The organism is Rhodopirellula islandica (assembly GCF_001027925.1).
Classification (GTDB): domain Bacteria; phylum Planctomycetota; class Planctomycetia; order Pirellulales; family Pirellulaceae; genus Rhodopirellula; species Rhodopirellula islandica.
The window spans coordinates 159,200-184,070 of sequence record NZ_LECT01000038.1; the positions used below are offsets into that span (position 1 = coordinate 159,200).

18 protein-coding genes, 2 tRNA genes and 2 rRNA genes are annotated in these 24,871 nt (G+C 55.7%); 10 read left to right on the forward strand and 12 right to left on the reverse strand.

Annotated features, from left to right (window positions below; translation table 11 throughout):
* Nucleotides 1–18: 18 nt before the first annotated feature.
* From RISK_RS18755 to RISK_RS18765, 3 genes are all read right to left on the reverse strand, one after another.
* A complete protein-coding gene (locus RISK_RS18755; RefSeq protein WP_047815846.1) occupies nucleotides 19–438 on the reverse strand; it encodes a hypothetical protein in 420 nt (139 codons plus the stop codon).
* 349 nt (nucleotides 439–787) lie between these two features.
* The gene (locus RISK_RS18760) at nucleotides 788–2,035 is read right to left on the reverse strand and encodes a metallophosphoesterase (protein WP_047815951.1); all 1,248 of its coding nucleotides are present in this window, start codon (nucleotides 2,033–2,035) and stop codon (nucleotides 788–790) included.
* Nucleotides 2,036–2,135: 100 nt separating this feature from the next.
* Entirely contained in the window at nucleotides 2,136–2,657 is a 522-nt protein-coding gene (locus RISK_RS18765) for a SixA phosphatase family protein (RefSeq protein ID WP_047815847.1), read from the reverse strand.
* 98 nt (nucleotides 2,658–2,755) lie between these two features.
* Here RISK_RS18765 and RISK_RS18770 point away from each other — a divergent pair, with 98 nt between their 5' ends.
* Nucleotides 2,756–4,135: an outer membrane protein assembly factor BamB family protein gene (locus RISK_RS18770; protein WP_047815848.1), complete on the forward strand. Its 1,380-nt coding sequence runs from the start codon at nucleotides 2,756–2,758 to the stop codon at nucleotides 4,133–4,135.
* Nucleotides 4,136–4,196: 61 nt separating this feature from the next.
* Here the strand turns inward: RISK_RS18770 and RISK_RS32270 are convergent, their stop codons facing one another.
* On the reverse strand, nucleotides 4,197–4,415 hold the full coding sequence (locus RISK_RS32270) for a hypothetical protein (RefSeq protein WP_047815849.1): 219 nt from the start codon (nucleotides 4,413–4,415) through the stop codon (nucleotides 4,197–4,199).
* 130 nt (nucleotides 4,416–4,545) lie between these two features.
* On the opposite strand from RISK_RS32270, the gene RISK_RS18780 reads away from it, so the two are divergent.
* Nucleotides 4,546–5,025, forward strand: coding sequence for an EVE domain-containing protein (locus RISK_RS18780; RefSeq protein ID WP_047815850.1), 480 nt, complete (start codon nucleotides 4,546–4,548; stop codon nucleotides 5,023–5,025).
* Between the two features lie 50 nt (nucleotides 5,026–5,075).
* On the opposite strand, the gene RISK_RS18785 is transcribed toward RISK_RS18780, so the two are convergent.
* Nucleotides 5,076–5,555, reverse strand: a complete 480-nt coding sequence (locus RISK_RS18785; RefSeq protein WP_047815952.1) for a hypothetical protein — start codon at nucleotides 5,553–5,555, stop codon at nucleotides 5,076–5,078.
* A 313-nt stretch (nucleotides 5,556–5,868) separates the two neighbouring features.
* Between RISK_RS18785 and RISK_RS18790 the strand changes: the two genes are divergently transcribed.
* The 3 genes from RISK_RS18790 (at nucleotide 5,869) to RISK_RS18800 (ending at nucleotide 8,591) form a co-directional block, all read left to right on the forward strand.
* The gene (locus tag RISK_RS18790) at nucleotides 5,869–6,489 is read left to right on the forward strand and encodes a peptidylprolyl isomerase (RefSeq protein ID WP_047815851.1); all 621 of its coding nucleotides are present in this window, start codon (nucleotides 5,869–5,871) and stop codon (nucleotides 6,487–6,489) included.
* A 227-nt stretch (nucleotides 6,490–6,716) separates the two neighbouring features.
* The gene (locus tag RISK_RS18795; RefSeq protein WP_047815852.1) at nucleotides 6,717–8,198 is read left to right on the forward strand and encodes a DUF58 domain-containing protein; all 1,482 of its coding nucleotides are present in this window, start codon (nucleotides 6,717–6,719) and stop codon (nucleotides 8,196–8,198) included.
* A 132-nt stretch (nucleotides 8,199–8,330) separates the two neighbouring features.
* The gene (locus RISK_RS18800; protein ID WP_047815853.1) at nucleotides 8,331–8,591 is read left to right on the forward strand and encodes a hypothetical protein; all 261 of its coding nucleotides are present in this window, start codon (nucleotides 8,331–8,333) and stop codon (nucleotides 8,589–8,591) included.
* Nucleotides 8,592–9,222: 631 nt separating this feature from the next.
* On the opposite strand, the gene rrf is transcribed toward RISK_RS18800, so the two are convergent.
* The 4 genes from rrf to RISK_RS18825 form a co-directional block, all read right to left on the reverse strand.
* Nucleotides 9,223–9,331 (reverse strand): 5S ribosomal RNA (gene rrf / locus RISK_RS18810).
* Nucleotides 9,332–9,438: 107 nt separating this feature from the next.
* A 23S ribosomal RNA gene (locus tag RISK_RS18815) occupies nucleotides 9,439–12,328 on the reverse strand.
* A gap of 817 nt (nucleotides 12,329–13,145) precedes the next feature.
* Nucleotides 13,146–13,218 (reverse strand) — tRNA-Ala (locus tag RISK_RS18820).
* A gap of 78 nt (nucleotides 13,219–13,296) precedes the next feature.
* Nucleotides 13,297–13,370 (reverse strand) — tRNA-Ile (locus RISK_RS18825).
* A 278-nt stretch (nucleotides 13,371–13,648) separates the two neighbouring features.
* Here RISK_RS18825 and RISK_RS18835 point away from each other — a divergent pair.
* Entirely contained in the window at nucleotides 13,649–15,589 is a 1,941-nt protein-coding gene (locus RISK_RS18835; protein ID WP_047815855.1) for a TlpA disulfide reductase family protein, read from the forward strand.
* Between the two features lie 117 nt (nucleotides 15,590–15,706).
* Here the strand turns inward: RISK_RS18835 and RISK_RS18840 are convergent, their stop codons facing one another.
* The 3 genes from RISK_RS18840 to RISK_RS18850 are packed head-to-tail and all read right to left on the reverse strand — an operon-like array spanning nucleotide 15,707 to nucleotide 19,382.
* Nucleotides 15,707–16,594, reverse strand: coding sequence for an RAD55 family ATPase (locus RISK_RS18840; protein ID WP_047815856.1), 888 nt, complete (start codon nucleotides 16,592–16,594; stop codon nucleotides 15,707–15,709).
* A gap of 23 nt (nucleotides 16,595–16,617) precedes the next feature.
* Complete coding sequence (locus RISK_RS18845; RefSeq protein WP_047815857.1) at nucleotides 16,618–18,051, reverse strand: NAD(P)/FAD-dependent oxidoreductase; 1,434 nt, start codon at nucleotides 18,049–18,051, stop codon at nucleotides 16,618–16,620.
* Nucleotides 18,048–19,382 carry an MBL fold metallo-hydrolase RNA specificity domain-containing protein gene (locus RISK_RS18850; protein WP_236696439.1) on the reverse strand — a complete coding sequence of 445 codons (1,335 nt, stop codon included), beginning with the start codon at nucleotides 19,380–19,382 and terminating at the stop codon, nucleotides 18,048–18,050. Before RISK_RS18850 ends, RISK_RS18845 begins: the two co-directional genes overlap by 4 nt.
* A gap of 193 nt (nucleotides 19,383–19,575) precedes the next feature.
* Between RISK_RS18850 and RISK_RS18855 the strand changes: the two genes are divergently transcribed.
* The 4 genes from RISK_RS18855 (at nucleotide 19,576) to RISK_RS18870 (ending at nucleotide 24,774) form a co-directional block, all read left to right on the forward strand.
* Nucleotides 19,576–19,944, forward strand: a complete 369-nt coding sequence (locus RISK_RS18855; RefSeq protein WP_047815859.1) for a hypothetical protein — start codon at nucleotides 19,576–19,578, stop codon at nucleotides 19,942–19,944.
* Between the two features lie 210 nt (nucleotides 19,945–20,154).
* The gene (locus tag RISK_RS18860) at nucleotides 20,155–21,222 is read left to right on the forward strand and encodes a DUF1611 domain-containing protein (RefSeq protein WP_236696440.1); all 1,068 of its coding nucleotides are present in this window, start codon (nucleotides 20,155–20,157) and stop codon (nucleotides 21,220–21,222) included.
* Nucleotides 21,186–22,268 (forward strand): dipeptide epimerase, encoded by a 1,083-nt coding sequence (locus RISK_RS18865; RefSeq protein ID WP_236696441.1) that lies wholly within the window; start codon nucleotides 21,186–21,188, stop codon nucleotides 22,266–22,268. The genes RISK_RS18860 and RISK_RS18865 overlap by 37 nt, the downstream gene beginning before the upstream one ends.
* Nucleotides 22,269–22,326: 58 nt before the next feature.
* Nucleotides 22,327–24,774: a serine hydrolase gene (locus RISK_RS18870; protein ID WP_083435053.1), complete on the forward strand. Its 2,448-nt coding sequence runs from the start codon at nucleotides 22,327–22,329 to the stop codon at nucleotides 24,772–24,774.
* Nucleotides 24,775–24,871: the final 97 nt, after the last annotated feature.

A 24,871-nucleotide genomic window follows, 5' to 3' on the forward strand; every position in this document is an offset into this window, starting at 1 on the left:
GCGCACACCGTCCGGATGTCATTGGCCCTCTTCACTCCCCCGTGACAACCGCTGCTCAGCCTTGGCAAGTTCGTCGGTGAGCACAGCGACTATCTCTGGATAAGAGAGATTCTTTCCTTCGTGGTACATTGAGACCGCCGCCAGAGCGTCTTCGTAGACATCACTGATCCGGAGGATGCTTTCGTCTTCCAATTCTTCTGGAAGGTTTTCTGTCGGCAGATACACGTGGGCTCGTAGCTCAGGATCAAGCAGCAAAGTCAACGCGAAATACCGGTGAGCAAAGGAAGCCCTATCCAGTCTGAATATCTCGTTCTGCCTGCTGAGGAAGTCAATTTCTTTTTTTGCGTCGCGGACTTTTAACCACAGGAAAGCCGAAGTGCAACCAAAGCATACAACCAAAATTGCAAGCACTCCGGCCATGAACTTCTGTATTTTCATCGAGCGGCCTATCAATCTGGAGTCGAGAAAAGAGTCAGGTGCGCAACGAACCAAAGACAGCAAGCTCGTCGTCAGTGATCACAAGGTGATTGTGTTGCGTTCGGTTTGTTAGTGATGGTCTTGGTTGTGGTTCAGCAAAAATCAGAGATGACGCGGGTCGACGATAAAACCAGTTCGAATGTGCTGCCTTACAAACTACTGTTTCAGGTACTTCGCAGCAAAGTCTTCCGCGAATCCTCGGTAGTGCGGGGAGACTCGTAAGGATCGCTCATAATGGAGGTGGGTGGGAGGAGCCTGATTCAAGGATCCGAATTCTTGGCGAATCCGGCTACGGAGATTGCGTTCCGGATCACGAACTTGGGCAGCGCAGGGTGATCAGCGACAACTCAGGCCGACAACGAATTCGCAACAGGTGAACTCCGCTGAGTCCTCGCGAAACATGCATTGTTGTTGGCGATCGATAAAAATCGCCCGATGCCCAACGACTGCCGTGCCAACTGGGACTCAAGATCGGACCGGCTAACGGCAATCGACCTTGGCCGCCATGCGTGTGACCGGCCAACATCAGATCCACTCCGTTCCGACGACACCAATCGAATTGATCGGGGCTGTGAGACAGGCACAATCGAAAGCCAATGCTTTCATCAGAGATCAACGGGTCGTTCGGCCGAGTGAACCAGGGCCACTCATTCCCCAGCAACTGACAATCGAGCGAACGCAGCGACACCGTTTCGATTTTCCCACCAACGTCGATCCAGCCGGCTTCCGTCATTCGGTCCCGCACCACGCTCGGATCGGAAATGCGAGTGTCGTGGTTCCCGAGCACAAAGTAGCAACCGTCCTTCGCTCGCGCGGGCGAAAACAAATCATGCAACCAAGCCACACAAGGTTGCTTGTCGACAATGTCGCCGGTCAGTGCCATCAAGTCCGGCGACCACTGCGTGGCGATCGAAACCGCGTGAGCCGTGAAGTCAGGTGCGACTTGCCCAGTCAAATGAATGTCGGACAGATGAGCGATCTTGTAACCGTCCAGTTGCTCCGGCAAACCAACCACGGGCAACTCGATCTGCTCCACCGCCATTTCAAAGATCTGGTTCACCGGAACCTTCGCCGCCCATCGGCACTTGCGCGTCCGGGCCAACGTCAGTCCAGTTTGTATTGAAACGTCATGCACCTCGACATCGCGTTTCGTAGGCACATGCTGGAATCTCCAAATCGGTCGCCACAACAACCACAGAAATCCAAACATAGCGCCCATCACCAAACAGAAGGCCGCATAGGCCAGCAAAACAATCGGCAAGACTTCCGAGTCCGACTGACCGAGCACCCACTTGGAAATGGGCTGCCAAAAGATTGCACCCAGGATCAACGGCGTGACCCACGTTTCTGCAAACGCAATCTTTTCGGTTCGCTTGATCGTCGCTCTCTTCCACCCCAGAGAATTCAGCCGGTTGTAAAACGTCAGCCGCAGCCCCAAGTGACAGAACAAGACAACGGCCAGCAGCACGATGCGTGAAAACGGGTCCGAGAAAAAACTGTCCAAGCGATTGGCCGATGATTGAACTCGAGAAACGAACCCGTGAAACACGGTTGCCATCTGTGGCACAAAATCAAATGTCTTCGTCCAAGGAAAAGAATTGTGACCACCGGGAGACATCGTCAACCCGATGGGGCACCCAAACGATCCTGACAAACGATCACGGAAGTTGTTTCGGCCGGATCTCTTTCCACACTTGGCAGTTCTTCGGACTCAGTGCCTCTGCCCACGAAGAAATCTGGCAATCAAACACGGCCAATCCTGCCGTGGGAAATCCGCAAGCGTGGTCCAACAATTCGCTCGCCGCAGAACTGATCCCTGGATTGTGTCCCAACACAAGCAAGGTTTCTGGTGCGTTTCCAGGTTCGCGATTGGTTTCCGGCAACCACTCTTCCGTCGATCGAATCATCTGGAAAATCATGGACGCCGTCGCCAGATAAAGATCCGATGAAAAAAAGCTTGGAACGGGCGTCCCCCAGCGAGAATTCAAAAACGCGGCCGTCTCGCGAGTCCGCTTGGAATCAGAGGACAGCAAAAAATCGGGCTGGCAGCCCTGCTCCTCCATCCATCCGGCGATTCTCGGCGCATCGCGTCGTCCCCGAGCATTCAAGGGCCGTTCGTGATCCGACAAACTGGCGTCGGCCCAGTCACTTTTCGCGTGACGCATCAAAATCAATCGCATTCGGTTTCGATCAGTCGGAGGGAAGACAAAGCGGTTTGAACCCGCAAAAGAACATATAGTACGCACAGGTTCCCATCCCAATTTTCGGACTTCAAAACATGCGTGCAGCTTCTCTTTCCCAGTTCTTGCCCTTGGATTTTGATTCCTTCGCTCGATCCAAGTTGCTCACACTCGGGTTGATTTTCACCACCTCGTCGCTGGCATCCGCCGACGACTGGTCCGGCTGGATGGGTGATCAACGCGATGGGGTCTATCGCGAATCCGGCATTGTGGACTCCATTCCGGAATCAGGGCTGAAACTCAAATGGCGAGCCAAAATTGCCGGTGGATACGCAGGCCCCTCGGTTGCGGATGGGCGTGTGTTCGTTTTCGATTACGCACGCCGTCAAGGCGAAGCTTTCAACGACCCTGGCAAGCGAGCGGACCTGTCCGGTGACGAACGACTGATCGTCTTGGACGCTGAATCCGGCAAAGAATTGTGGCGGCATGAATACGAACGTCCCTACAGCATTTCCTATCCCGCGGGACCTCGCTGCACCCCCACCGTGGATGGCGACCGAGTCTACATCCTCGGAAGCGAAGGCGATCTACGATGCTTGTCGGTCACCGATGGCGAATTGATCTGGAGCCGAAATTTTGCCAGCGACTTCGGTGCGGAAGTGCCCATTTGGGGATTCTCTTCGCATCCATTGATCGAAGGGGACCTGCTCTACACGATGGTCGGCGGTGACGGACAAGGCGTGGTCGCGTTCGATAAAATGACCGGCGAAGTTCGCTGGAAACAACTCGACTGCAACGCGGGCTACGCCGCACCCTCGATTTTGAATCAGGGCGGTCAGAAAAAACTGCTGGTGTTCTCCCCCACCGGTGTGCACGGCTTGGACCTGATCAGCGGCGACCCCATCTGGAATGTTGAACTCAGCCCGATGTTCGATATGTCGATTGCGGTCCCTGCGGTTGAGGGCAATCGGATCTACGCCAGCGGGATCCGTACCGAATCGGTGATGTTCGAACTGAACGAAAACGCGACTGCCGCCACGGAACTTTGGCGTGGCGAACGAGATCACTCGGTCTTTTCCAGCAACAGCCCCGCCGTGTTCATGGACGGGGTGGTCTACGGGACTGATTGCAATGTCGGCGAACTGATTGCGTTTGATGCGGACAACGGCGACCGATTGTGGTCAACCTTCCAAGCCACCAAACCAGACGAAAAACGATTCATCAAACACGGCACTGCATTTTTGACTCGCTTGGGTGACTCCAACCGTTTCCTCATCTTCTCCGAAAATGGCGACTTGATGGTCGCGACTCTGTCCAAAGATGGTTTCGAAGAACATGGGCGTTTCCATGCGATCGAACCCACCGGCGAAGCCTTTGGCCGCTCAGTGGCGTGGACTCACCCTGCCTACGCGAACCAAACCGTTTTCATTCGGAACGACCAGGAAATCGTCGCCTACAACTTGGCAAAACCGGAGTGAGTTTCTGCCACCTGAATTCCAAAGTCCCGAAAAGCCTCGGTGTTCATCCACCGAGGCTTTTTCAATGGCTATCGACGATGATCTGGCCGACAAAAAGCCAAACGGCGGTGAATGCGATGCCCAAGGCGGTGTGAATTGCGTCAACGTTCATATTTGTCTCAAGCCGATGGCGTGATCTCGCGTGAAACACGAGACCGCGCATGGAAAACGGATACAAGGCCGTTTCCATGGCCTGAATTAAGCTGCCGCGATCATGCGGAAGCAGACGAATTCGTTTCATCGACACACAATGGAAGTGTGTCTTCTTGAGTTATCGGCATGGCTCCGAAACAATTCGATGAAAAATCGCCGCGCCCGCACAAATTGACTCAACCGAACACCCGCCCCCAAACAACACACTGAGCAAACCGATGAAGTACTGGTTGATGAAGACGGAACCGAACACGTTCAACATCGATGATTTGGCTGAGCAACCCGACCAAATCACTTGCTGGGAAGGCGTCCGCAACTACCAAGCTCGCAATTTGCTCCGGGACGAGATCGAAGAAGGCGATCGAGTCCTGTTCTATCACTCCGCTTGCAAAACGCCTGCGGTCGTTGGACTGGCGACCGTTTCTCGCGGCGGCTATCCCGACCACCATGCCTGGGACAAAAAGAGCCATTACTTCGACCCCAAAAGCACCCCCGACTCACCGACCTGGTTCATGGTCGACATTCAACTTGAAAAGAAACTGGACCGCCCGGTCACCCTGGCTGAACTCCGAGAAGAAGCCACTCAGGCGGGCAGCCCCCTGGTGGACATGATGTTGTTGCGAAAAGGCAGCCGACTTTCTGTCCAACCGGTGACCAAGAAGCAGTTTGACCGCGTCATCAAATTGTCAAAGAAATGAACCGCTAAGGCGGAGACCATCGAATTCCCAGCAATCCAGTTCGACTGCGATCAATCCGTGAAGTCGATTCGCTCCCCCGATCCATCCCACTTGGGCGTGGGGTGTTCGATCTCGCCCTGCCGAACACGTTGTTTTTCCGACAGCAACCGCAGGTGCTCCCTCAGAAACAATTTCGGCAAACTCTGGTCCGCCCGTCTCAATCGGTAAGCGATTCGCCCTTTGCGGCGAACGAAGTACATGCCGATCACTTCTCCCACAAACAGATCCCGCTCCATTCCGAGCCCGATCGTTTCGACTTCATCCCCCAAATCCAAGTCCTCTGCCTTGATTTGCAACCACAGGGCCGGCCGCAACCGAAACGCCCATTTCCCATAGCAACAGTGGTAGTAGGTGCCATCGAAAGAATCGCGTCGGATGACGCGTTCGCTAGGCAAAAGCTTCGAAACGACGGGGAGATCGTCCGGATGAATCCACCCCTGACCGTCTTCCGGCCAACGCGGATAAATCCCGTACTGTGGAAATTCAATCAAGGCATCGCTCTTGGGATCCAATGAAATCGACCGTGCCCTCGCGATTCACGTGAGAACTGGAACACGACCACCGATTTTAACAAACCAGACCGAGCTTTCGTGCGTCTGACTCATGAACCACTCGCGCTCAGAGCGATGCCTGCCCCGATCAAGAGAAATTCTCGAGACGCTCTTCGATCGTTGTCCTCCAACTTCGATGCACCGAAGACTGCATTGTGGGGTTGGAGACTGTCCGGCGGATTTGGTTCAATATGAGCAAAGTCAGCTGCCCCTCCGCGAGCGGCTCCCTCCATTCTCCCTTTAAAAGTGTGCCATGACTGTTCGTGCTTTCGTTTTGTCGCTGGTTGGAATTTCAACCTTCGGTTTGACTGCAGGCCCCGCCTCCCCATCCTTTGCGGCGGATCCCGCCCAAGGAGAGGTCACTCACAAAGTGTATTTCGATGTCTCGATTGGCAATGAACCAGCGGGAAGGATCGTGATCGGGTTGTTCGGGAAAGATGTCCCCAAGACAGCCGAAAACTTCCGTGCGTTGTCGACAGGCGAAAAAGGCGAAGGGAAAGCGGGCATCCCCTTGGATTTCGAAGGCAGCGCGTTTCACCGTGTCATTCCCGGGTTCATGCTGCAAGGCGGTGACTTCACCGCAGGCAACGGAACCGGTGGCGAGAGCATTTACGGAGAAAAGTTTGCGGATGAGAACTTCAAATTCCAACACACCACCCCGGGTCTGCTGAGCATGGCAAACGCCGGTCGAAACACCAACGGCTCCCAATTCTTCATCACCGTTGCCGCCACCCCCTGGCTCGATGGCAAACACGTTGTCTTCGGTCGCGTGGTGGAAGGCATGGACGTCGTCAAGAAAGTCGAAGCCCAAGGCAGCCAATCCGGTCGCACTCGCCAATTGATCAAGATCACCGAAGCCGGCGAAGTGAAATAACAGCAAACCTCCGTTTGGAACGGCATCCAACGCCTCTCCACACAAACGCACGCGTCGTCGACTTGGAATCTTGCTCCAAGTCGACAACGCGTTTTTTTATGCTCACGCAACATCGCTCGCCTGAGGAACAGCTGACTCAATCGACAACCACGATCCAGCCACCTCCGTGATAGACTGGTGGCTACCGTGAAACACGCCTCTGTTTTCTCCAACCCGACCGAGTCTCCATGGGTTTCGGAAACCGTTTTCAAGCTCTCTTCCAAATCGCGAGCCAATGGCCGTGGCTCTTGCTGGTTTTGGTGAGTTTGCCATTGGTGGTCGCGGCATTTTGGTTGCGGATCTACCCCACCCGTCGCTGGGTGGCTCTGCTGGGTACGAGTGTTGTCCTCAGTGTCGCGGTGGTCTTCTTTCCTAGCCTCTTGGTCGTCCTTGGATTGTTCGACGGATTGGTCGTCACAGTCACCGCAATTGACGGCCTTCTCCATCTCTTTGCCACCAAAAAGATGCTCGGAAACGGCTTGACCGTGGAACGAAGCGTCTCTCGGACCGGTTCGCTCGGGGTCCCGCTGGACAGCTCCCTCTCGCTGCAAAACCACACTCAGATGCGAATGAAAGGCGTCCTTCGTGACGACGTTCCAAACTCCTTCGTATCAGATCCCGAAGAACACCAGTTGGATTTGCCCCCCGGATTGCAATTGCAACTTCGTCGAAAACTCACGCCTCACCGACGAGGTGCCTTCCAGATGGATCGCGTCGATCTCAAACTCATCAGCCCTCTGGGACTGTGGCAGCGACATATTTCTCGCACCCTCGAAAGCCCGCTGAATGTCTTTCCCGACATGAAACAACTGTCGGACTACGCCTTGTTGGCTCGAACCGATCGCTTGAGCCTGATCGGAGTTCGGAGAACTCGTCGAATCGGGCAAGACAGCGATTTCGAACGACTTCGCGACTACACACGCGATGACAGCTATCGCCACATCGATTGGCGCAGCACCGCTCGCCGAAACAAACTCACCGTCCGACAATTTCAAAGCGATCAAAGCCAACGCCTCATCTTTCTGCTCGATTGCGGCCGAATGATGACCAACCAAAGAAACGGCTACTCCCTTCTCGATCACGCACTCAATTCCATCTTGATGATGTCATACGTGGCACTCCATCAAGGCGATTCTGTCGGGATGATCTGTTTCAGTGACACGATCCACGCCTATCTCCCACCCAAGGGCGGGGCCAGCCAGATGAATCGCTTGCTTCAAGCCGGTTTTGACCAATTCCCGCGAATGGTTGAATCCCGCTACGACCAAGCCTTTCTGTACCTCAATTCCCACTGCAAACGACGCTCTCTCGTCACCCTGACCACCAACATCGTCGACGAAGTCAACGCAGAAGTGGTCGCCGACCATCTCACCAACCTGACCGGCACCCACTTGCCCCTCGCAGTTGTGCTCCGCGACCGAGAAATGTTCGATGCGGCAGACTACCCCGCGGAAATGCTGCAGACCGCTGGAAACGTCCAGCACTCCAACATGCTCGACGAAACTCGGACCTACCGTGCCGCCGCCGCGGCCGAAATGCTCGTTTGGCGGGAAGAAGTCCTCTCAGGGCTCCGGCACAAAGGAGTTCTAGTCGTCGACGCCTTCCCAGACGAACTCAGCGCCCCCATGGTCAACCAATACTTGCAGGTCAAAGCCAAACACCTGCTCTAACGATTGCAACAAACGCAACAGAAACGGCGGTCGAGGCGACGAAATCTCTCTCCCTCATCCGCACCCACTCCCAAAGCCGATTCCTTTGGATGTCTACCAAACCAAAAGACAAGTCAAACGGAGCGTGATCGGATGTGGAGAAGTCTCTTTTTAGCCGTCGGAATCATGATGGTGATCCTGGGCGTTGAAACCATGCTCATCGACTCCGCCACCGTCTACGCAGCTGCCGAATCCAGTGCTGCTGAGTTCATGGATCCGGGAGTGACTCCCGCCCAAACCACCAAGGTCTGGACCCCAACCGAGCGATTTCCTTGGGTGATGCTCGCAGTCGGTGCCGTGGTCATCCTCTACGCCATCACCCTTCCCAAACGCTGGGGACGAAGCGGAGACTGAAACCGGTCTTTCGACTGACTGAAAACCGAAAACGCCACGCATCAACCCGATGATCGTGGCGTTTTTGCTGCGCAATCAGAATCAGAATACTGACGCAGGCATCAATCCAAGCAAAACGCCGCAACGAACCAGACAATCAAACGCGGCCAGGCTATCCGAGCAATCGAAAGACAAGAACCACACTGGCGTGCTCCGCCCGATTCAACGCCCCAAAGGGGAAAACAGGTCGCCGCAACGTGCATCCAGGGTCCAAGCGATCCCGAAACCGCCGAACTCAAATCAAGCCACCTCAGCGAAGCGTGCCCGATCAGTCGTAGTGGACGAGGCCACGAGTCCTTGGATTTGACGCCAGTTCAGGACTCCTGGCCTCGTCCACTACCCAAAAACAAGTCGTGACAGACCACTAGCCACTAGCCACTAGCCACTAGCCACTAGCCACTAGCCACTAGCCACTAGCCACTGACAACTGACAACTGACAACTGACAACTGACAACTGACAACTGACAACTGACAACGGGCAACGGGCAACTGGCAACTGGCAACTGACAACTGACAACTGGACACGGAACTCGCGCATTCGGTGCGCGCATAAAAAAACCCTCCTGAGAAAACTCAGAAGGGTTTTTAAAAATCCGGCAAGACCTACTTTCACGCTGGTGGGCACTATCATCGGCTCTGAAAGCTTGACTACTGTGTTCGGAATGGGAACAGGTATAACCTTTCAGATATGATCGCCGGAAAGACCTCACGACGAATGTTTCGCCGCCGTAAGGCCAGTTGTTTGGTAGTTGAACAAGTTAACTTCTTGAAGCCGATCCGATTGGACCGCATGAGTGCGGGATATCGGTGGCCAAACTTTCGCCCGTTAGTATTGGTTTGCTTAATGCATTACTGCACTTACACGTCCAACCTATCAACCTGGTAGTCTTCCAGGGGGCTTTCGACTAATGTCTACGAATCCTTATCTCTGGGCGGGCTTCACGCTTAGATGCTTTCAGCGTTTATCCTTTCCGAAGTTAGCTATCCAGCCATGCCGCTAGCGCGACAACTGGTACACCAGAGCTTCGTCCAACTAAATCCTCTCGTACTAAAGTTGAATCCCATCAAGATTCGAACGCCCACGGCAGATAGGGACCGACCTGTCTCACGACGGTCTGAACCCAGCTCACGTACCACTTTCATTGGCGAACAGCCAAACCCTTGGGAGCTTCTACACCCCCAGGATGTGATGAGCCGACATCGAGGTGCCAAACCGCATCGCCGCTGTGGACGCTCGGATGCGATAAGCCTGTTATCCCCGGAGTACCTTTTATCTGATGAGCGATAACCCTTCCATTCGGGATTACCGGATCACTAAGGCCAACTTTCGTTCCTGCTCGACTTATGAGTCTCGCAGTCAAGCACACTTATACCTTTACGCTCTACGCCTGATTGCCGACCAGGCTGAGTGTACCTTTGCACTCCTCCGTTACTCTTTGGGAGGAGACCGCCCCAGTCAAACTGCCCGACTGACACTGTCCTTTGCCCCGTTTCAGGGGATCAAAGTTAGAATTAAAATATGACCAGGCTGGTATTTCAACAACGACTCCCTCTACACTAGCGTGCAAAGTTCAAAGTCTCCCAGCTATCCTACACAAGACATATCTCAACCCAATAGCAGCCTACAGTAAAGGTTCACGGGGTCTTTCCGTCTAACCGCGGGTATGTGGCATCTTCACCACAACTACAATTTCACCGGGTCGGTGGTTGAGACAGTGCTCCAATCGTTACGCCTTTCATGCAGGTCGGAACTTACCCGACAAGGAACTTCGCTACCTTAGGACCCTCATAGTTAGGGCCGCCGTTTATTGGGGCTTCGGTCGCCAGCTTCGTCCCGAAGGACTAACCGTCTTCCTTAACCTACCAACACCGGGCAGGCGTCAGTCTCTATACATCCACTTGCGTGTTAGCAGAGACCTGTGTTTTTGATAAACAGTCGTTAGAGCCGATTTTCTGTGGCCTCCAACAGCGTGAACCGTCGGAGGCGCCCCTTATCGCGAACTTACGGGGCCATTTTGCAGAGTTCCTTAACCACCGTTCTCCCGAGCGCCTTAGAATTCTCATCTCGCCTACCTGTGTCAGTTTTAGTACGGTCACAGGGCACATAACTTAGCGGCTTTTCTTGGACGTCCTTCCAATGACTTCGAGAACTTGGATGCTCTCGAGCTCAACCTTGGCTTATGTCAGGTCATTTATCCCCCAACACCTCAGTTTTCGCTACGGACATTTCTATTCGTACCGCTCACTTTCTGGACGCCGTCCCCGCATCGAAGTACCCTTGTGGCGAAGGAATATTGACCTTCTATCCATCGTCTACGCCTTTCGGCCTCGACTAAGGTACCGGCTAACCCTGGGCGGATTTACCTTCCCCAGGAAACCTTAGGCTTTCGGCGAACAGGATTCTCACCTGTTTTATCGTTACTCATTCCGGCATAATCACCCGATGACCCCGACACCGCTCGTTACCGTACGGCTCGTATCTGGTCATCGGCGCTCTCCTACCACTCTAGATAAATCTAGAATCCGCTGCTTCGGTGTACTACTTACTCCCGTTCATTATCGGCGCAGAAATGCTCGACTGGTAAGCTGTTACGCACTTTTTAAATGGTGGCTGCTTCTAAGCCAACATCCCAGCTGTCACGGCACTTCAACTTCCTTAGTGACTAAGTAGTACTTCGGGACCTTAGCAGGCGATCTGGGTTGTTTCCCTCTCGACCCTGGAGCTTATCCCCCAGGGACTGACTGCCGAGATAATTTTACCGGTATTCGGAGTTTGGTTCGGTGGGGTACCCTTGGAAGGGCCCCCATCCGATTCAGTATCTCTACCCCCGGTAAATAGTGGCTCGACGCTATCCCTCAAGATATTTCGGAGAGAACGAGCTATCTCCTGGTTTGATTACACTTTCAGTCCTCCCCACAGGTCATCCCCTCAGTTTTCAACCTAAGTGGGTTCGGTCCTCCACGCAGTTTAACCCGCGCTTCAACCTGCCCATGGGTAGATCACACAGGTTTCGCGTCTGCAGCAACCGACCAACGCCCTATTCAGACTCGGTTTCCCTTGGGCTTCGTTCCGTCAGAACTTAACCAAGCCGGTTACCACAACTCGCCGGATCATTATGCAAAAGGCACGCCGTCACACATTAAAATAGTGCTCCGACCGCTTGTAGGCACATGGTTTCAGGTTCACATTCCTCCCCTAGCAGGGGTTCTTCTCACCATTCACTCACGCTACTGGTTCGCTATCGGTCGTTAGAGAGTATTTAGCCTTACGGGATGGTCCCCGCGGATTCAGTCCAGGTTTCACGTGACTGGACCTACTCAGGTGCTTCTAAGGTGAGACAATATTTTCGCGTACGGGGCTGTCACCCTCTGTGGCCGACCGTTCCAAGTCGTTTCACTAACACGTCTCAATCCCATATTGAAGTCCTACAACCCCGAGAAGGAAACCTTCTCGGTTTGGGCTATTCCGATTTCGCTCGCCGCTACTGACGGAATCGATTTTTCTTTCTATTCCTCTGGTTACTTAGATGTTTCAGTTCACCAGGTTGTTACATACACACCTATGTATTCAGTGTGCTGTTGTCGGGAACCCCGGGATCATCGCTTGTGTGTCAACTTCCCCAGGCTTTTCGCAGACTTCCACGCCCTTCTCCTTCTAACGCCAAGACATCCCCCATGTGCCCTTAATAGATTGGCCACCGAAATCCCGAACTCAAAACGCAGACCCGAACCACACCCTCTTGCGAGAGCATCGAACTGGCACAACATCTTGGTTTCAAGCTTCAGTGCTATCTAGTTAACGATATCACACAGTGGCTCAACACTTCTCATCGAGAAGCTGCTGAACCGCTCAAGAATCCAATCAGAATCAAATCACTGCCGTCAGTTTCTTTCGAAACTCTCTTGCAGCGACGCTTCCGAAGAACTTATTACCCTACTGACAAATGCTCCTGAACCCCGGAAAAAGGTTCACTCACATCCGTCGCATGGTGCTCTTTTCAGATGCCAACTACCAAACAACCAAATTTTCAAAAATCAATTTCCCGGATGCTCGCTAGGCGAGGACCCGAGAGACGCTGCTAAAAACAGCCGGTCAATCTCTTGCGTTGAGCGTTAGAGATCAGCCGGTCGCTTTTAAGCGAGCGAGGAAGTTAGCGACTTGCTAACTTCGAGTCAAGGGGAAGAAGCGATGAATTTTTAAAAAGTTTCAAAGCTGACTTCAACTTGTTTGCCGCGTTGCAGACCTTTGCTCAACCCTTTGAAAGAGTGTCGCAGAGACTTGCTCAGCGGCGGGACAGGAAAGATAGCGAGCCGGCGATTCTGGTCAACCCCGTCTTGTCTCATTTCTGAAGAAAACTTTGATTCTTCGTGAAGTGTTTCAGACGGAAGCGTCTCAGAAGCAAACCGGGACTTCTCATCCCTGCTTGTTTCCAGTCACCCGCAGTGAGCGGGTGTCTTTCAACTTTCGGCTTTCCTCACCCTCTGACTTGAGTCAGTTTGTGATTTCAACCAAGTGGAGGTAGACGGACTTGAACCGACGACATCCTGCTTGCAAAGCAGGCGCTCTCCCAACTGAGCTATACCCCCGTGGTGTTGAGCTCCGAGGAGGAAGGGTGACGTTCCGTTTCAGAACGGGAACCTCACCCTGCCACCTCGAACCTCGAGTGGGCGTGCCAGAACTCGAATCTGGGACCTCGTCGTTATCAGCGACGCGCTCTAACCAACTGAGCTACACGCCCGTCAGGCCCACAGGACCTGATGGTTTCCGCCTCGCTTTCGTGAGGCGGGTCGGAAGTTTAGGAAGTTTTGGTTTGTTGTCAAACGCACTTTGGCCATGTTTTTGACCAATTCCTTCATTTCCGCGAGTGTTTTTTTCGGCTTCATCCACAGGAAGTCTTGAATCAACGTTCCCCCAGACGGCCAAATTCAGCCAAAATGCTTGTCCGCGGTCCGTGTCGTTCGGATCCAACACTCCATTTCGATGTGCAAGTCAATCAGAAGGATTTGTTTAGCTGCCATGAGTAAACACAACCGTTTTCCCGCGCCCTGGTCGATTCGAGGCTTCGTCCTCGGGGGCGGTTCGCTCGTCCTTTCCAGCCTATTGGCGACAACAGCATCCGCAGCTCCTCCTTCCGCCGCCGCCGCATTGGGGCTGAAACCGGTTCAGGACGGTGTGGAATTCGAACAAGTCGAATCGGGCGATGTCGAAAAATGTGAGGTTCGCGACATCGAACGAGATGACTGGTCGGGATGGGAAGTCATCGCCGGCGATGGCACCGTGCTGCGACGCTTCGCCGACACCAACGGCGACAAAAAGGTCGATCTGTGGTGCTATTTCCAGTTCGGCGTCGAGGTCTATCGCGATGTCGATGCGAATTTCAACGGCAAGGCGGACCAATACCGCTGGATGGGAACCGGAGGGACTCGCTGGGGCATCGACGAAAACGAAGATGGCCAAATCGATCGCTGGAAGATGATCTCAGCCGAGGAAACCACCCGAGAGTTGGTGGAATCATTGGCCAATTCCGATGGCAACCGCTTTGTCACACTGCTGGCGTCCCCCAAAGAACTGCAATCCGCCGGCCTGACCGGCGAACGCCTGGAAAGCTTGGTCAAAAAGGCCTCGCGAGCCGCTTCCAACTTCAAAAAGTTCGCTGCCACCCAACGTGCCATTGGCCCAAAATCGCAATGGATCCAGTTCGCCGCGGCGACTCCCGGGATCGTTCCCGCAGATGACATCGGGGTCAAAAAAGACGTGATGGCATACGAAAACGCCGTGGCCATGTACGAGTCCAATGGCCAATCGGGCCAAATGCTGGTCGGCACCGTGATCCGCATCGATGACACATGGAAATTGGTCGACCTGCCCGTCCTGGCCGAAACAGGCGAGCCAATTGCCCAGTCCAACGGCAATTTCTTCACCCCCGGTGGCATGGCCAACACAGGCGCTGGCATCTCATCGGCCGGGAACTCGAAGACACAAGAATTGGTCGGTGCGCTCGAAGCGGTTGACTCGCAAATGGTTGGCGAAGGCGATCCCAAAGCCCTCGCAACGCTGAACGAACGCCGTGCCGACATCGTTGAAAAACTGATCGCTGCCGCGGAAACTCCCGCCGAACGCGAAACCTGGACGCGACAATTGGTCGACACCGTCAGCGTGGCGACCCAGAGCGGAACCTACCCAGGTGGCCTGAAACGACTGAAAACGTTGGCCGCTTCGTTCCGCGATTCCAAGGGCGCCCAGTCCGACGCCATGCGGGCGTACACCGAGTATCAATTGATCGGAACCGAGTACATCGCTCGCCAAACCGGGGACGCCGACTTCGCGGAAAACCAGGTTTGGTGGTTGGAACAACTGACCGAATTTGCCGATCAGTACCCCCAAGCACCGGAAACGGCCGCCGCGAAACTGCAATTGGCACTCAGCAAAGAATTTGAGGACAAAGAAGCCGAAGCCCTTCGGTTTTACAAAGAGGTCGCCAAAGATTTCCGCGGCACCGAAGCCGCCGAGCGCGCCGCTGGTGCGGTTCGTCGACTGGAATCCGAAGGCAAAGAAGTCGACCTCGAAGGCCGCACGGTCCAAGGCAAAGCCTTTCGCTTGAGTGCTCTTCGCGGCCGCCCGGTCGTGCTTCATTACTGGGCGACTTGGTGCGAACCCTGCAAGAACGACATGAAATTGCTGCGTGGCCTGCAAGCTCGCTATCAACGCGCCGGCCTGCAAATCGTGGGCGTCAACATCGACAACCAACTGGGACAAGCGTCCGAATTCCTGAAGACCAACGCCTTGCCGTGGGTTCACCTGCACGAAGATGGTGGACTGGAAAGCAGCCCCTTGGCCAAGCAATTTGGAGTGCAAACGCTACCAACCACGATGCTGATCGATTCCAAAGGACGCGTGGTCGACCACAACATCGGTGCCGCCGAACTGGATGACGCCATCGAGAAATTGCTGAAGTAGACGTCGCTGTCACAGTCGAATTTCAATCGGTGAGCAACCTTGGTTGCTCGCCGATTTTTTTTGCGCAGGCAGGCATTTCCAACCCAAGAAACCCTCGGTTCAGGCCGCCAACGACGCTCAGGCGGCGTCGCCAACCACCAAACCGGCTTCGGTGATTCGGTACGGAACGATCGATTCCTCGCAGAAACTGCCACGATGTTTCGCGACACAGAGCGCCCGCCCCATCTTGTTTCCGTCGCGCGTTTTGCCCATCAGGATGATCGTGTTGGCATTGGACAACACATCCCCGCTCTGGATCGGCCGAGAGATCAAATCATCCAACATCACCTCGTGCGAGGTCGCTAGCAGCAGACTGCCAAGCTCCTGATGGTCGTATCCATGAGCCTGGATCGACTCCGCGTTCTCTCGAAAATGAACGCGAAACAGATCTCGGGCCAGCCAATCGTGCTCTTTGCGAAGGATCTGATTCTGAATGTATTCGATCAACTCGAACTGAATCGATTCAGCTGCCCGATCGACCGGCTCCACCCCATCGATCACCACTCGCCGGACCCCATGGGCAAAGTTGCCATAGAAAAACGCGATCGCGCGGTCCAGTTTTTTGGCCCGCTCGGACGACCAGCGACGCCAATCGTCGGCGTCCATGTCCGTGGAAGTCACTCGGCGGCCGGAATCGCGAAACAGATGCATGCTGTCGCGACGCATTTTTTCGCGGTTCCACACTTCACTCAACGCAACCGGTTCGTCTGCCGAAGCCTCGGACAATTGCCACTCGACCAAACGCTTGGCGTACTCGGAGTGGTTTTGCGAATCCCCTCTTGAGGTCAAGTCAAACACGATGCCGCGTTCGCCTTCCTGGGTTTGCCCTTGCTTGGCGAACTGAATCCCGAGCTGCGTTTTACCGATTCCAGTTGCTCCCAGCACGACCGTCATCGTTCCGGGCAACAGGCCTCCTCCCAGCATCTCATCCAAAGCGGGAATACCTGTATGCAATCTCTGACTCATGGTGCGTCCATTCTCGCGGGGTTTTACGGATTCAAAAGCAGATGCTCGGCAGCGATTCGTCCGCTGTCCATGGCCCCCTGAATGCTGGGCGTCTGACAGTGATCGCCCGCGATCCACACCCCTGCCCTACCCTGCCCTGCCCCGCTGTCGTCTGCGGAAGGAGCTGCACCCGATGACATTTCGGGTAGAGACACATTGCCGTCTCCTAAGTTCGCCCGCCGCCAATCTTCCCACGCAGGTGATTTCACCACCGTGTCCAGTGACATTTTCGGTAGCGAATAGGGAACTCGAAAAACACGCAGCAGTCTCCACCGCATCGCCTCTTCCCCGAACCAATCCTTCAATTGCGATCTCACTCGAGCATCCAGGGCCTCGTCGTCCAGACCGTCCGCTGGCTCATGATCGCTGTCGACGCTGATCGAAACCAACGCCTTGCCAGGCGGCGCGTACGACGGCGCCACATCGCTCAACACCACGGCACTCTGAATCGGCCCCGACTCATCGCCTCGCAACATCAGCAACCGATGCGAATCCGGTGATTGTTCGGCCGAGTAATACAAATTGGTCGTTCCGAACCAGGGCGTCGCGATGGACTCCATCCCCAACAATCTCGCCGCCGCACTCGCAGGCGTCGCGATCACCAGGTGCCGGCACATCACCGCCGTCCCATCGGACAACACCACTCGGTGCCTGGCATGACCTGGCAACTCACTCCCAACCGCGGCCCGCTCCGATTCCGAAAGCGACTCGATGGATTTCACGGTCGTACGAAATTGCACCGATCCTCGCGGCAACGATTCTGCCAACTGCCGGGGAATCGCCGCCATTCCATCCGCGGGAACGGCAATCTCGCCACGGGCAAACATCCGAAACACAAACTCCAACATCCGGCTGGACACCGAAAGCGACTCATCCAAGAACACCCCGCCCAAAAACGGACGGAAGAACTGGTCAATGATTCGTTCACTGAAACCCTCCGCTTGCAAGCGATCCATGGTCGATGACGCTGGTCGCTCGTACAAATCCGACAAGGAACCACGCAAGCTGTCCCGACGCAATTTCGCGATCCGCAGCTTGTCCGCCAAGGAACCAACGGGATTCATCGCCGACGGGATCGCTTGCCCCGGTCTTCGCCAGGGATCTCCCAAAACCCGAAACTGACCGTTTTGGCGGATCAAGGCCCCAGGTTCGAAGGGACGCAACCGCAGCCCGTCATAATCCAGAAAACGCCGGCAGGCGGGATACGCCGTGAGCAGAACTTGAAAGCCATGGTCCAGCGTGAACCCGTCGACCACGTCACTGCGAACGCGACCACCCACCCGATCGGTCGCTTCCAAAATCCGAAATTCGCGGCCCGCCTCTGCCAACACGCGACCGCACGTCAGCCCAGCCAATCCTCCACCGATGATCAACGTTTCCGTGAATGATTTGTCGGTGAATGATTCCGAATCACTCATATCAGGTGGTAACCCTTGGCGGTCAGTTTTTGAGTCAACGCTCGCTTGGCGGCGTAGTCGCCGTGCACCAATCGAATCTCCTTGGGTGCATCGGCCATCCCGTCGACCAACGCGATCAAATCTTGCTGATCGCCGTGCGCTGAATAACCGGTCAACTGATGCGTTTTGGCTCGCACATCGTATCGGCGACCATCCAAACGCACCCAGTCGCTCCCGCGAGAGATGTGATTTCCCGGCGTGCCTCCCGCTTGATAGCCCGCAAACACGATGTCGGTCTCTTCTTGGCCAATGAACTCTTTGAGGTAATTGACCACCCGCCCTCCCGTGCACATGCCACTTCCGGCAATCACCACCGCGGGCAGTTTGTGCTGGGACAAGTACCGAACTGTTTCTTTGTGTTCGGTGTGGCTGCCGACCGTCGTCAGGTTTTCGAACACCAGCGGTTGATCGTCGGTTTCCAGTGTCACCTGAGCCTCTTCGCCCCAGTGCGATTTCATTTCCTTGTACAGCGCGGTGAAACGCGAGGCGAGTGGCGAATCGACGATCACATCGACTCGTTTCATCAGCGTTCGATGTTCCGTCTCTTGAATGCGTTCAAAGATGGCGTTGAGCTCATACAACAACGCCTGGGTACGCCCCAGCGAAAAGGCCGGCACGATGGTCACGCCCGAATCATCCAGTGTTCGCCGAATGACTGCCTCCAGTTCCGCTTGCCGATCGGCCTTGGGTGGATGCAACCGATCCCCGTAAGTGCTTTCGAGCACCAACAAATCCGCTCGCTCTGGACTGACCGGCGGATTCAAAAGCGGGTTGGTTCCCGCTCCCACATCACCACTGAAAACAGCCCGCCGACCGTCCGCCAATTCGATCTCGAACATGGTCGACCCCAGCACGTGACCGGCCGGCAACAACCGGACCTTCACCCCGCCGGGACAGTCATGCCACTGATGGTAAGGGAGCGGCACCAACAGCTTTCGAATTTTCCCCAGAAACTGCTTGATCAGCCGCTTGGAACGCGTGAACCCAATCTTCAAGGCGTCTTCCATCACCAGCGGCAACAACTTCGCCGTCGGAACACTGCACAGGATGGGATGGCTGAATCCCGCCGCCAACAAATAGGGAATCCGGCCCGCGTGATCGATGTGCACGTGAGTCAGCAACAGTGCCTGGATCCCTCGGAGCGAAAACTCGATCTCAGGGTTGGGCCTCTTCCGAGCGTCCTCGCCTTGGAACAAGCCACAGTCAACCAACAAACTCTTGGAATCATCGACCCAAAGTTGGTGACAAGAACCAGTGACACCGTCGTGTGCACCGTGGTGAACCAATTTCATAAGCGACATCAGAAGCAAGACAAGGAGAAACAACGCGAGCGGTCCGTCACATCACCGCAGCAGTTTACCACGCGGGGAATGGGTCGAGGGCCCGCAGCGAGATCCCGCCCGATGACCAAACGTGTCACGCCTCCGTCCGATGTCTTGGGTGTCGCCGCTTCTCCCCCCTTCGAAACACCCCAGGACACCTCCCATGGCCAAGTTTTACGTGCAATCAGGTACTTTCCGCAGTGTTGTCGCCGCTGACTCGGCTCGCAAAGCCGCTTTGTGGGCGGTCCACCAAGTCATGCAGCAAGTCCTGCCGACGGACGAAGACAACGACTCACTGCCCGCATCCGGGACCAACAACAACCCCGCCAGCCAGTCGCCAGACTGCCAGTCCCCCGCCAGCCAGCCCGCTGGATCCACGCCGGTCGCGGTCCTGGACGGCCGAGTCCGAATCAGTGAACGCGGTTACGATCGCAACGACTGCGCCGAGATGCCGACCATGGAAGTCGTCGCGGAGTGGAACCAGATGGTGCTCACCCTCGATCGACTGCAACAAATGATGCGGCGTGCGTGATTTCCTCGAATTCCGCCGTGCGCGTTTTCGAAACAGATTTACGCAGCGGCGCAAGACTCGATCCAAGTCGGTTGCTAGCCTATTTCGAATCCCACACGGCTTCGACGATTGCCTTGGGTTGGGACAGTCTCTCTCAACAGACCTCCCCACCCCAAGACGGTTGTGGATCCGATCCCCCTTTTCACGAACTCGTGATCGATGGAGATCCAGTTGTTAACCCAGCATCGACGAATCGCTCTGCTCACCGATGGTGCCTCCACGCCGTTCCTGGCCAAGACCGCCATCAGCCTGTTGCGTTATCGCAGCCCTGACATGGTTGCGGTGATCGACCAAGAGCATGCGGGCAAAACCTCAGCGGAACTGTTCGGTGCAGGCGACGCCCCCATCGTCACTCAGTGGTCGCCCGAATTGGACTGCGATGCGATCTACATCGGCATCGCCCCTCCCGGAGGCAAACTCCCCCACGCCTGGCGTCCTCAACTGGAAGCCGCCATTCGTGCGGGCGTCGATGTGGTTTCAGGACTTCACGACTTCCTTTCCGAAGACAGCGAATGGTGTCACCTCGCGAAGCAGTCGGGGTCTCAAATCATCGATGTCCGCAAGAACCACTGGAAAGAAACTGCCACCGGGAAACCCTTCCGTGAAGAGTGCGTTCGCATCCATGCAGTCGGGCACGATTGCAGCATCGGCAAGATGGTCACGACAATCGAAATCGATCGAGGCCTTCAAGCCGCAGGCAAATCGTCCCGCTTCCTCGCAACTGGCCAAACCGGAATCATGATTTCCGGCCGCGGCGTTCCCGCGGACTGTGTCGTCTCCGACTTCGTCAACGGTGCCGTCGAATACCTGGTGCGTGACAACGACGACGCGGATTTCCTGATCGTGGAGGGACAAGGCAGCATTTCCCACCCGGCCTATTCCGCGGTCACCCTGGGCTTGCTGCATGGCTGTGCCCCACAGGGATTGGTGTTCTGCTACGAAGCCGGTCGCAGCGAAGTCAAAGGATTCGATGGTTGTGCCATCCCACCGCTCGAGCAACAGATGCAGGCAATCGAACAACTCGCGAATTTGCGTGGACCTTCCAAGTTCATCGGTGTTTCAATCAACACTCGAAACCTGTCGCTTGAAGATGCCAAACGCGAAGTGGAACGAGCCGAACATCGATTCGGTTTGCCGGCCTGCGACGTTTACCGCGACGGTGCTGACAAACTGGTTCAAGCCGCGTTGGAACTGCAAACCGCATGCGTTCCCAGCGCCCTGCAGGAGACCGACGCGTGACACTGACCATGTATCCAATTCGCTTGCCCCTGCGAGACCCGTTCACAATCTCGCGAGGAACCATCACGCACCAAGACAGCCTGGTCGTCGCGTTGGAACATGGCGGGATCACGGGCTACGGCGAAGTCACCGCCAACGACTACTACGGGCACACGCTTTCCGCGATGAGCGATGCTCTAAAAAGCCTGAGCGAGGACGATCTGGCGATGTGTTGTGAGCACCCGCCGGAGAACCATTGGCAGCGTCTATCAGAGCAACTCGGCGGTGACATGTTCTCGCTGTCAGCACTGGACATGGCCAGCCACGACTGGCACGCACGAAGTTCCGGATCGACGCTTTGGCATTACTGGGGACTGACATGGAACCCCGATCTGCAATCCAGCTTCACGATTGGCATCGATTCGATGGAAGAGATGCGGCGAAAGCTGGACGCCGACTCCGGCTGGGACCTCTACAAGATCAAACTGGGCACCGAATACGACCTGGAAATCATCCGCCAACTTCGTCAATGCACCACGGCGACTTTTCGCGTCGATGCGAATTGCGCCTGGTCGGCTCAACAGACAATCGACTACTCAAAAGAACTTCGGCACTTGGGCGTTCAATTCATCGAACAACCCCTGCCCCGCTCCGCCGATCCCGCTGACAAGCAACGCGTGTTCGAAGAATCATCGCTTCCAATCATCGCGGATGAAGACTGCCAAACCGAAGCCGACTTGAAAACTTGCTTCGAATTCTTCCACGGAATCAACGTCAAACTTTGCAAGTGCGGCGGGCTGACCCCGGCTCGCAAGATGCTGACCGAAGCCAAACGGCACGGCAAACTCACGATGGTGGGCTGCATGGTGGAATCGCCCATCGGCATCAGCGGAGCCGCCCAGCTCGCGCCGCTGCTCGATTTCGCCGATTTGGATGGGGCGAATCTGATCTCAGACAGCCCCGCCCATGGCGTTGAAGTCATGCGTGGGCACCTGAAGCTGCCAGTCCAATTGGGAACCGGTGCGGAATTGGTCCCCACCGCCCTGCCCCACTTCCTGATCCAGTGAACCACTCAGCAATCCTCTGCTTCCTGTGTTTCGTTTCACCCAGCCACAACGCACGATCATGAACCACGAACAGCTCTCCGGTCACATCGTTCCGAAACGATCCCCCGTCCCACCGACGCCCTTCGTTGGACGGAACAGCCGAGCAGCTTCAGCGAGCTGGCTGGCAGGAATTGCGTTGGTGTTCATGACTTCGACCTCCCTGCATGCCGACGAATCACCCGCGGCAAACGCCACGGAGCATGACTACCGCCAACTCATCGAGCAGCTGAACCAGTCGATTCGTTCCGAGATGGGACAGAAACAAATCCCAAGCTTCTCGATCGCCTTGGTGGCGGATGGGAAGGTTGTCTCCTCCGCAGGATTTGGATTCCAAGACACCAGCAAAACGGTCCCAGCATCCGGGCAAACGGTTTATCGAGTCGGCTCGATCTCCAAGCTGCTGACCGACGTCGCCTTGATGCAACTGGTCGAGAAAGGTGAACTTGATTTGGATCAACCCATCCAAAAGGTGTTGCCTGAATTCAAGATTGCCGATGCCGAACACACTTCGAAAATCACGCTTCGGCAACTGACGCAGCACCGCGCCGGCATCGTCCGTGAATCACCGGTGGGGAACTACTTCGACCCCACTGAACCAAGCCTCGAAGCAACTGTCGCCAGCCTTGCAAGCACGCCATCCGTTTATGCTCCGGGCAGTCGAACGAAGTACTCCAACGCGGGCGTGTCCGTCATCGGACAGGCGGTCGAGCGAGCCGCCGGGATGCCGCATCCCGACTACGTCCGAGAACAGGTGCTCAAACCACTTGGGATGAAACACACCAGCTTCGAAAAAGACAAAGCCCTGGCAAAGCACACCGCCGATGGTTGGATGTGGGGCTATGACCGCCCAGCGTTTGCCGCCCCTGAATTCCTGCTGGGCACCGGTCCCGCAGGGAACCTGTATTCCAGCGTCGAAGACCTGGCCCAGTTCAGCTTGTTCGTGATGGGGCAGCATCCCAAGAAAATTCTCGAGGACGCTTCGCTCACCGAAATGCTGCAACCCGGTGAGACCCCCGATGGGAAGCCATTGCCCTACGGAATCGGTTTTCGAATCAGCGACTTTCACGGCCATCGTCGTGTCGGTCATGGAGGGGCCGTGTATGGATTTTCAACTCAGCTCGAAATCTTGCCCGCTGAACAGATCGCTGTCATCGCTGCCAGCTCACTCGACGGAACGAACAACTGGATCACTCGCATTTGCGATCAAGCACTTGCGGGCATGCTCGCCGTCCGAAGCGGCAAAGAAATCCCACCCTCCGTCTCCACCGAGCCAGTGCCCCGCTCACGGGCTCGTAGCTTGGCCGGCGTCTACTCCTCCAGGCCCGGCGACGCCTCTCGAACGGTGACGGTGGACTGGATCGGCGACCGCCTGCTGCTGTGGAAGGGAACGTTCCAACGAGAAATCCGCAGCCGCTCGGACACGGGCGAACTGGTCCTGGACGATCGCTTTGGGTTCGGCACAACGATCCGACAAGACAAGTCATACCTGGTCATCGACGATGCGACCTACACGCGACTTTCCGATGCTCCCCCGCCAGAAATTCGCGACGAATGGCGAGACCTCATCGGGGAGCACGGCTGGGACCACAACACGCTTTACATCCTCGAACGCCACGGCCAACTCCACGCTTTGATCGAGTGGTTCTATTACTACCCGCTCACCCCGGTTGGTAAAGATCGCTTCGCATTCCCCGACCACGGCCTTTACCACGGCGAAGAGCTGGTTTTTCAACGTGACGAATCAGGCGAGATCACAGAAGTCATTGCCGCCCAGGTCGCCTTTCAAAAACGCGAGGTGGGAACCAAAGCTGGCGAGACCTTCAAAATCAAGCGGGAACTTCCGGTCGAAAAACTGCGTGAGCTCGCCGATGCCGCGAAACCTCCTCATGAAGAAGGCAACTTCCGCCCGTCGGATCTGACCGAACTGACTTCGCTTGACCCCAGCATCGAACTGGACATTCGGTACGCGACGACGAACAACTTCATGGACACGGTTTTCTACCAGCAACCGCGAGCGTTCGCTCAACGTCCCGCCGCCGAAGCCGCTGTGAAAGTGCACCAGGAACTCGCAAAGCAAAACTTGGGTCTGCTCATTTACGATGCCTACCGACCGTGGCGAGTCACCAAGATGTTCTGGGACGCAACTCCTAGCGAAATGAAGAACTTTGTCGCCAACCCGGCGCAGGGTTCACGGCACAATCGAGGCTGCGCGCTCGACCTAACCTTGTTCGACCGCTCCACTCGCGATCCCATCCCAATGGTTTCCGGGTACGACGAGTTCAGCAAACGTTCCTTCCCGCTGTATCCCGGTGGCACCCAGCGACAACGTTACTACCGCGGCCTGCTTCGACGAGCGATGGAGTCCGCCGGTTTTCAGGTGTATGAGTACGAATGGTGGCACTTCGATTTCGACGGCTGGCAGAAGTATCGAATCGGCAATCTTCCCTTCGAAGAAATTACCAACTGAAGCTCACTCTCACGTCATCTCGGTAGTGGGCGAGGACAGGAGTCCCTCGCTCAAGGATTCGTAGCCTCATCCACTACGTTACCCGTGTCCTTGTCCA

What these genes read in the sequence shown, in the direction of transcription:
- RISK_RS18795 (WP_047815852.1), top strand. Translation starts at nt 6,717, where the DNA reads ATGGGTTTCGGAAACCGTTTTCAAGCTCTCTTCCAAATCGCGAGCCAA.
- RISK_RS18760 (WP_047815951.1), bottom strand. Translation starts at nt 2,035, where the DNA reads ATGGCAACCGTGTTTCACGGGTTCGTTTCTCGAGTTCAATCATCGGCC.
- RISK_RS18835 (WP_047815855.1), top strand. Translation starts at nt 13,649, where the DNA reads ATGAGTAAACACAACCGTTTTCCCGCGCCCTGGTCGATTCGAGGCTTC.
- RISK_RS18865 (WP_236696441.1), top strand. Translation starts at nt 21,186, where the DNA reads ATGCGTTCCCAGCGCCCTGCAGGAGACCGACGCGTGACACTGACCATG.
- RISK_RS18840 (WP_047815856.1), bottom strand. Translation starts at nt 16,594, where the DNA reads ATGAGTCAGAGATTGCATACAGGTATTCCCGCTTTGGATGAGATGCTG.
- RISK_RS32270 (WP_047815849.1), bottom strand. Translation starts at nt 4,415, where the DNA reads ATGAAACGAATTCGTCTGCTTCCGCATGATCGCGGCAGCTTAATTCAG.
- RISK_RS18870 (WP_083435053.1), top strand. Translation starts at nt 22,327, where the DNA reads ATGAACCACGAACAGCTCTCCGGTCACATCGTTCCGAAACGATCCCCC.
- RISK_RS18765 (WP_047815847.1), bottom strand. Translation starts at nt 2,657, where the DNA reads ATGCGATTGATTTTGATGCGTCACGCGAAAAGTGACTGGGCCGACGCC.
- RISK_RS18850 (WP_236696439.1), bottom strand. Translation starts at nt 19,382, where the DNA reads ATGAAATTGGTTCACCACGGTGCACACGACGGTGTCACTGGTTCTTGT.
- RISK_RS18845 (WP_047815857.1), bottom strand. Translation starts at nt 18,051, where the DNA reads ATGAGTGATTCGGAATCATTCACCGACAAATCATTCACGGAAACGTTG.
- RISK_RS18755 (WP_047815846.1), bottom strand. Translation starts at nt 438, where the DNA reads ATGAAAATACAGAAGTTCATGGCCGGAGTGCTTGCAATTTTGGTTGTA.
- RISK_RS18790 (WP_047815851.1), top strand. Translation starts at nt 5,869, where the DNA reads ATGACTGTTCGTGCTTTCGTTTTGTCGCTGGTTGGAATTTCAACCTTC.
- RISK_RS18855 (WP_047815859.1), top strand. Translation starts at nt 19,576, where the DNA reads ATGGCCAAGTTTTACGTGCAATCAGGTACTTTCCGCAGTGTTGTCGCC.
- RISK_RS18780 (WP_047815850.1), top strand. Translation starts at nt 4,546, where the DNA reads ATGAAGTACTGGTTGATGAAGACGGAACCGAACACGTTCAACATCGAT.
- RISK_RS18770 (WP_047815848.1), top strand. Translation starts at nt 2,756, where the DNA reads ATGCGTGCAGCTTCTCTTTCCCAGTTCTTGCCCTTGGATTTTGATTCC.
- RISK_RS18800 (WP_047815853.1), top strand. Translation starts at nt 8,331, where the DNA reads ATGTGGAGAAGTCTCTTTTTAGCCGTCGGAATCATGATGGTGATCCTG.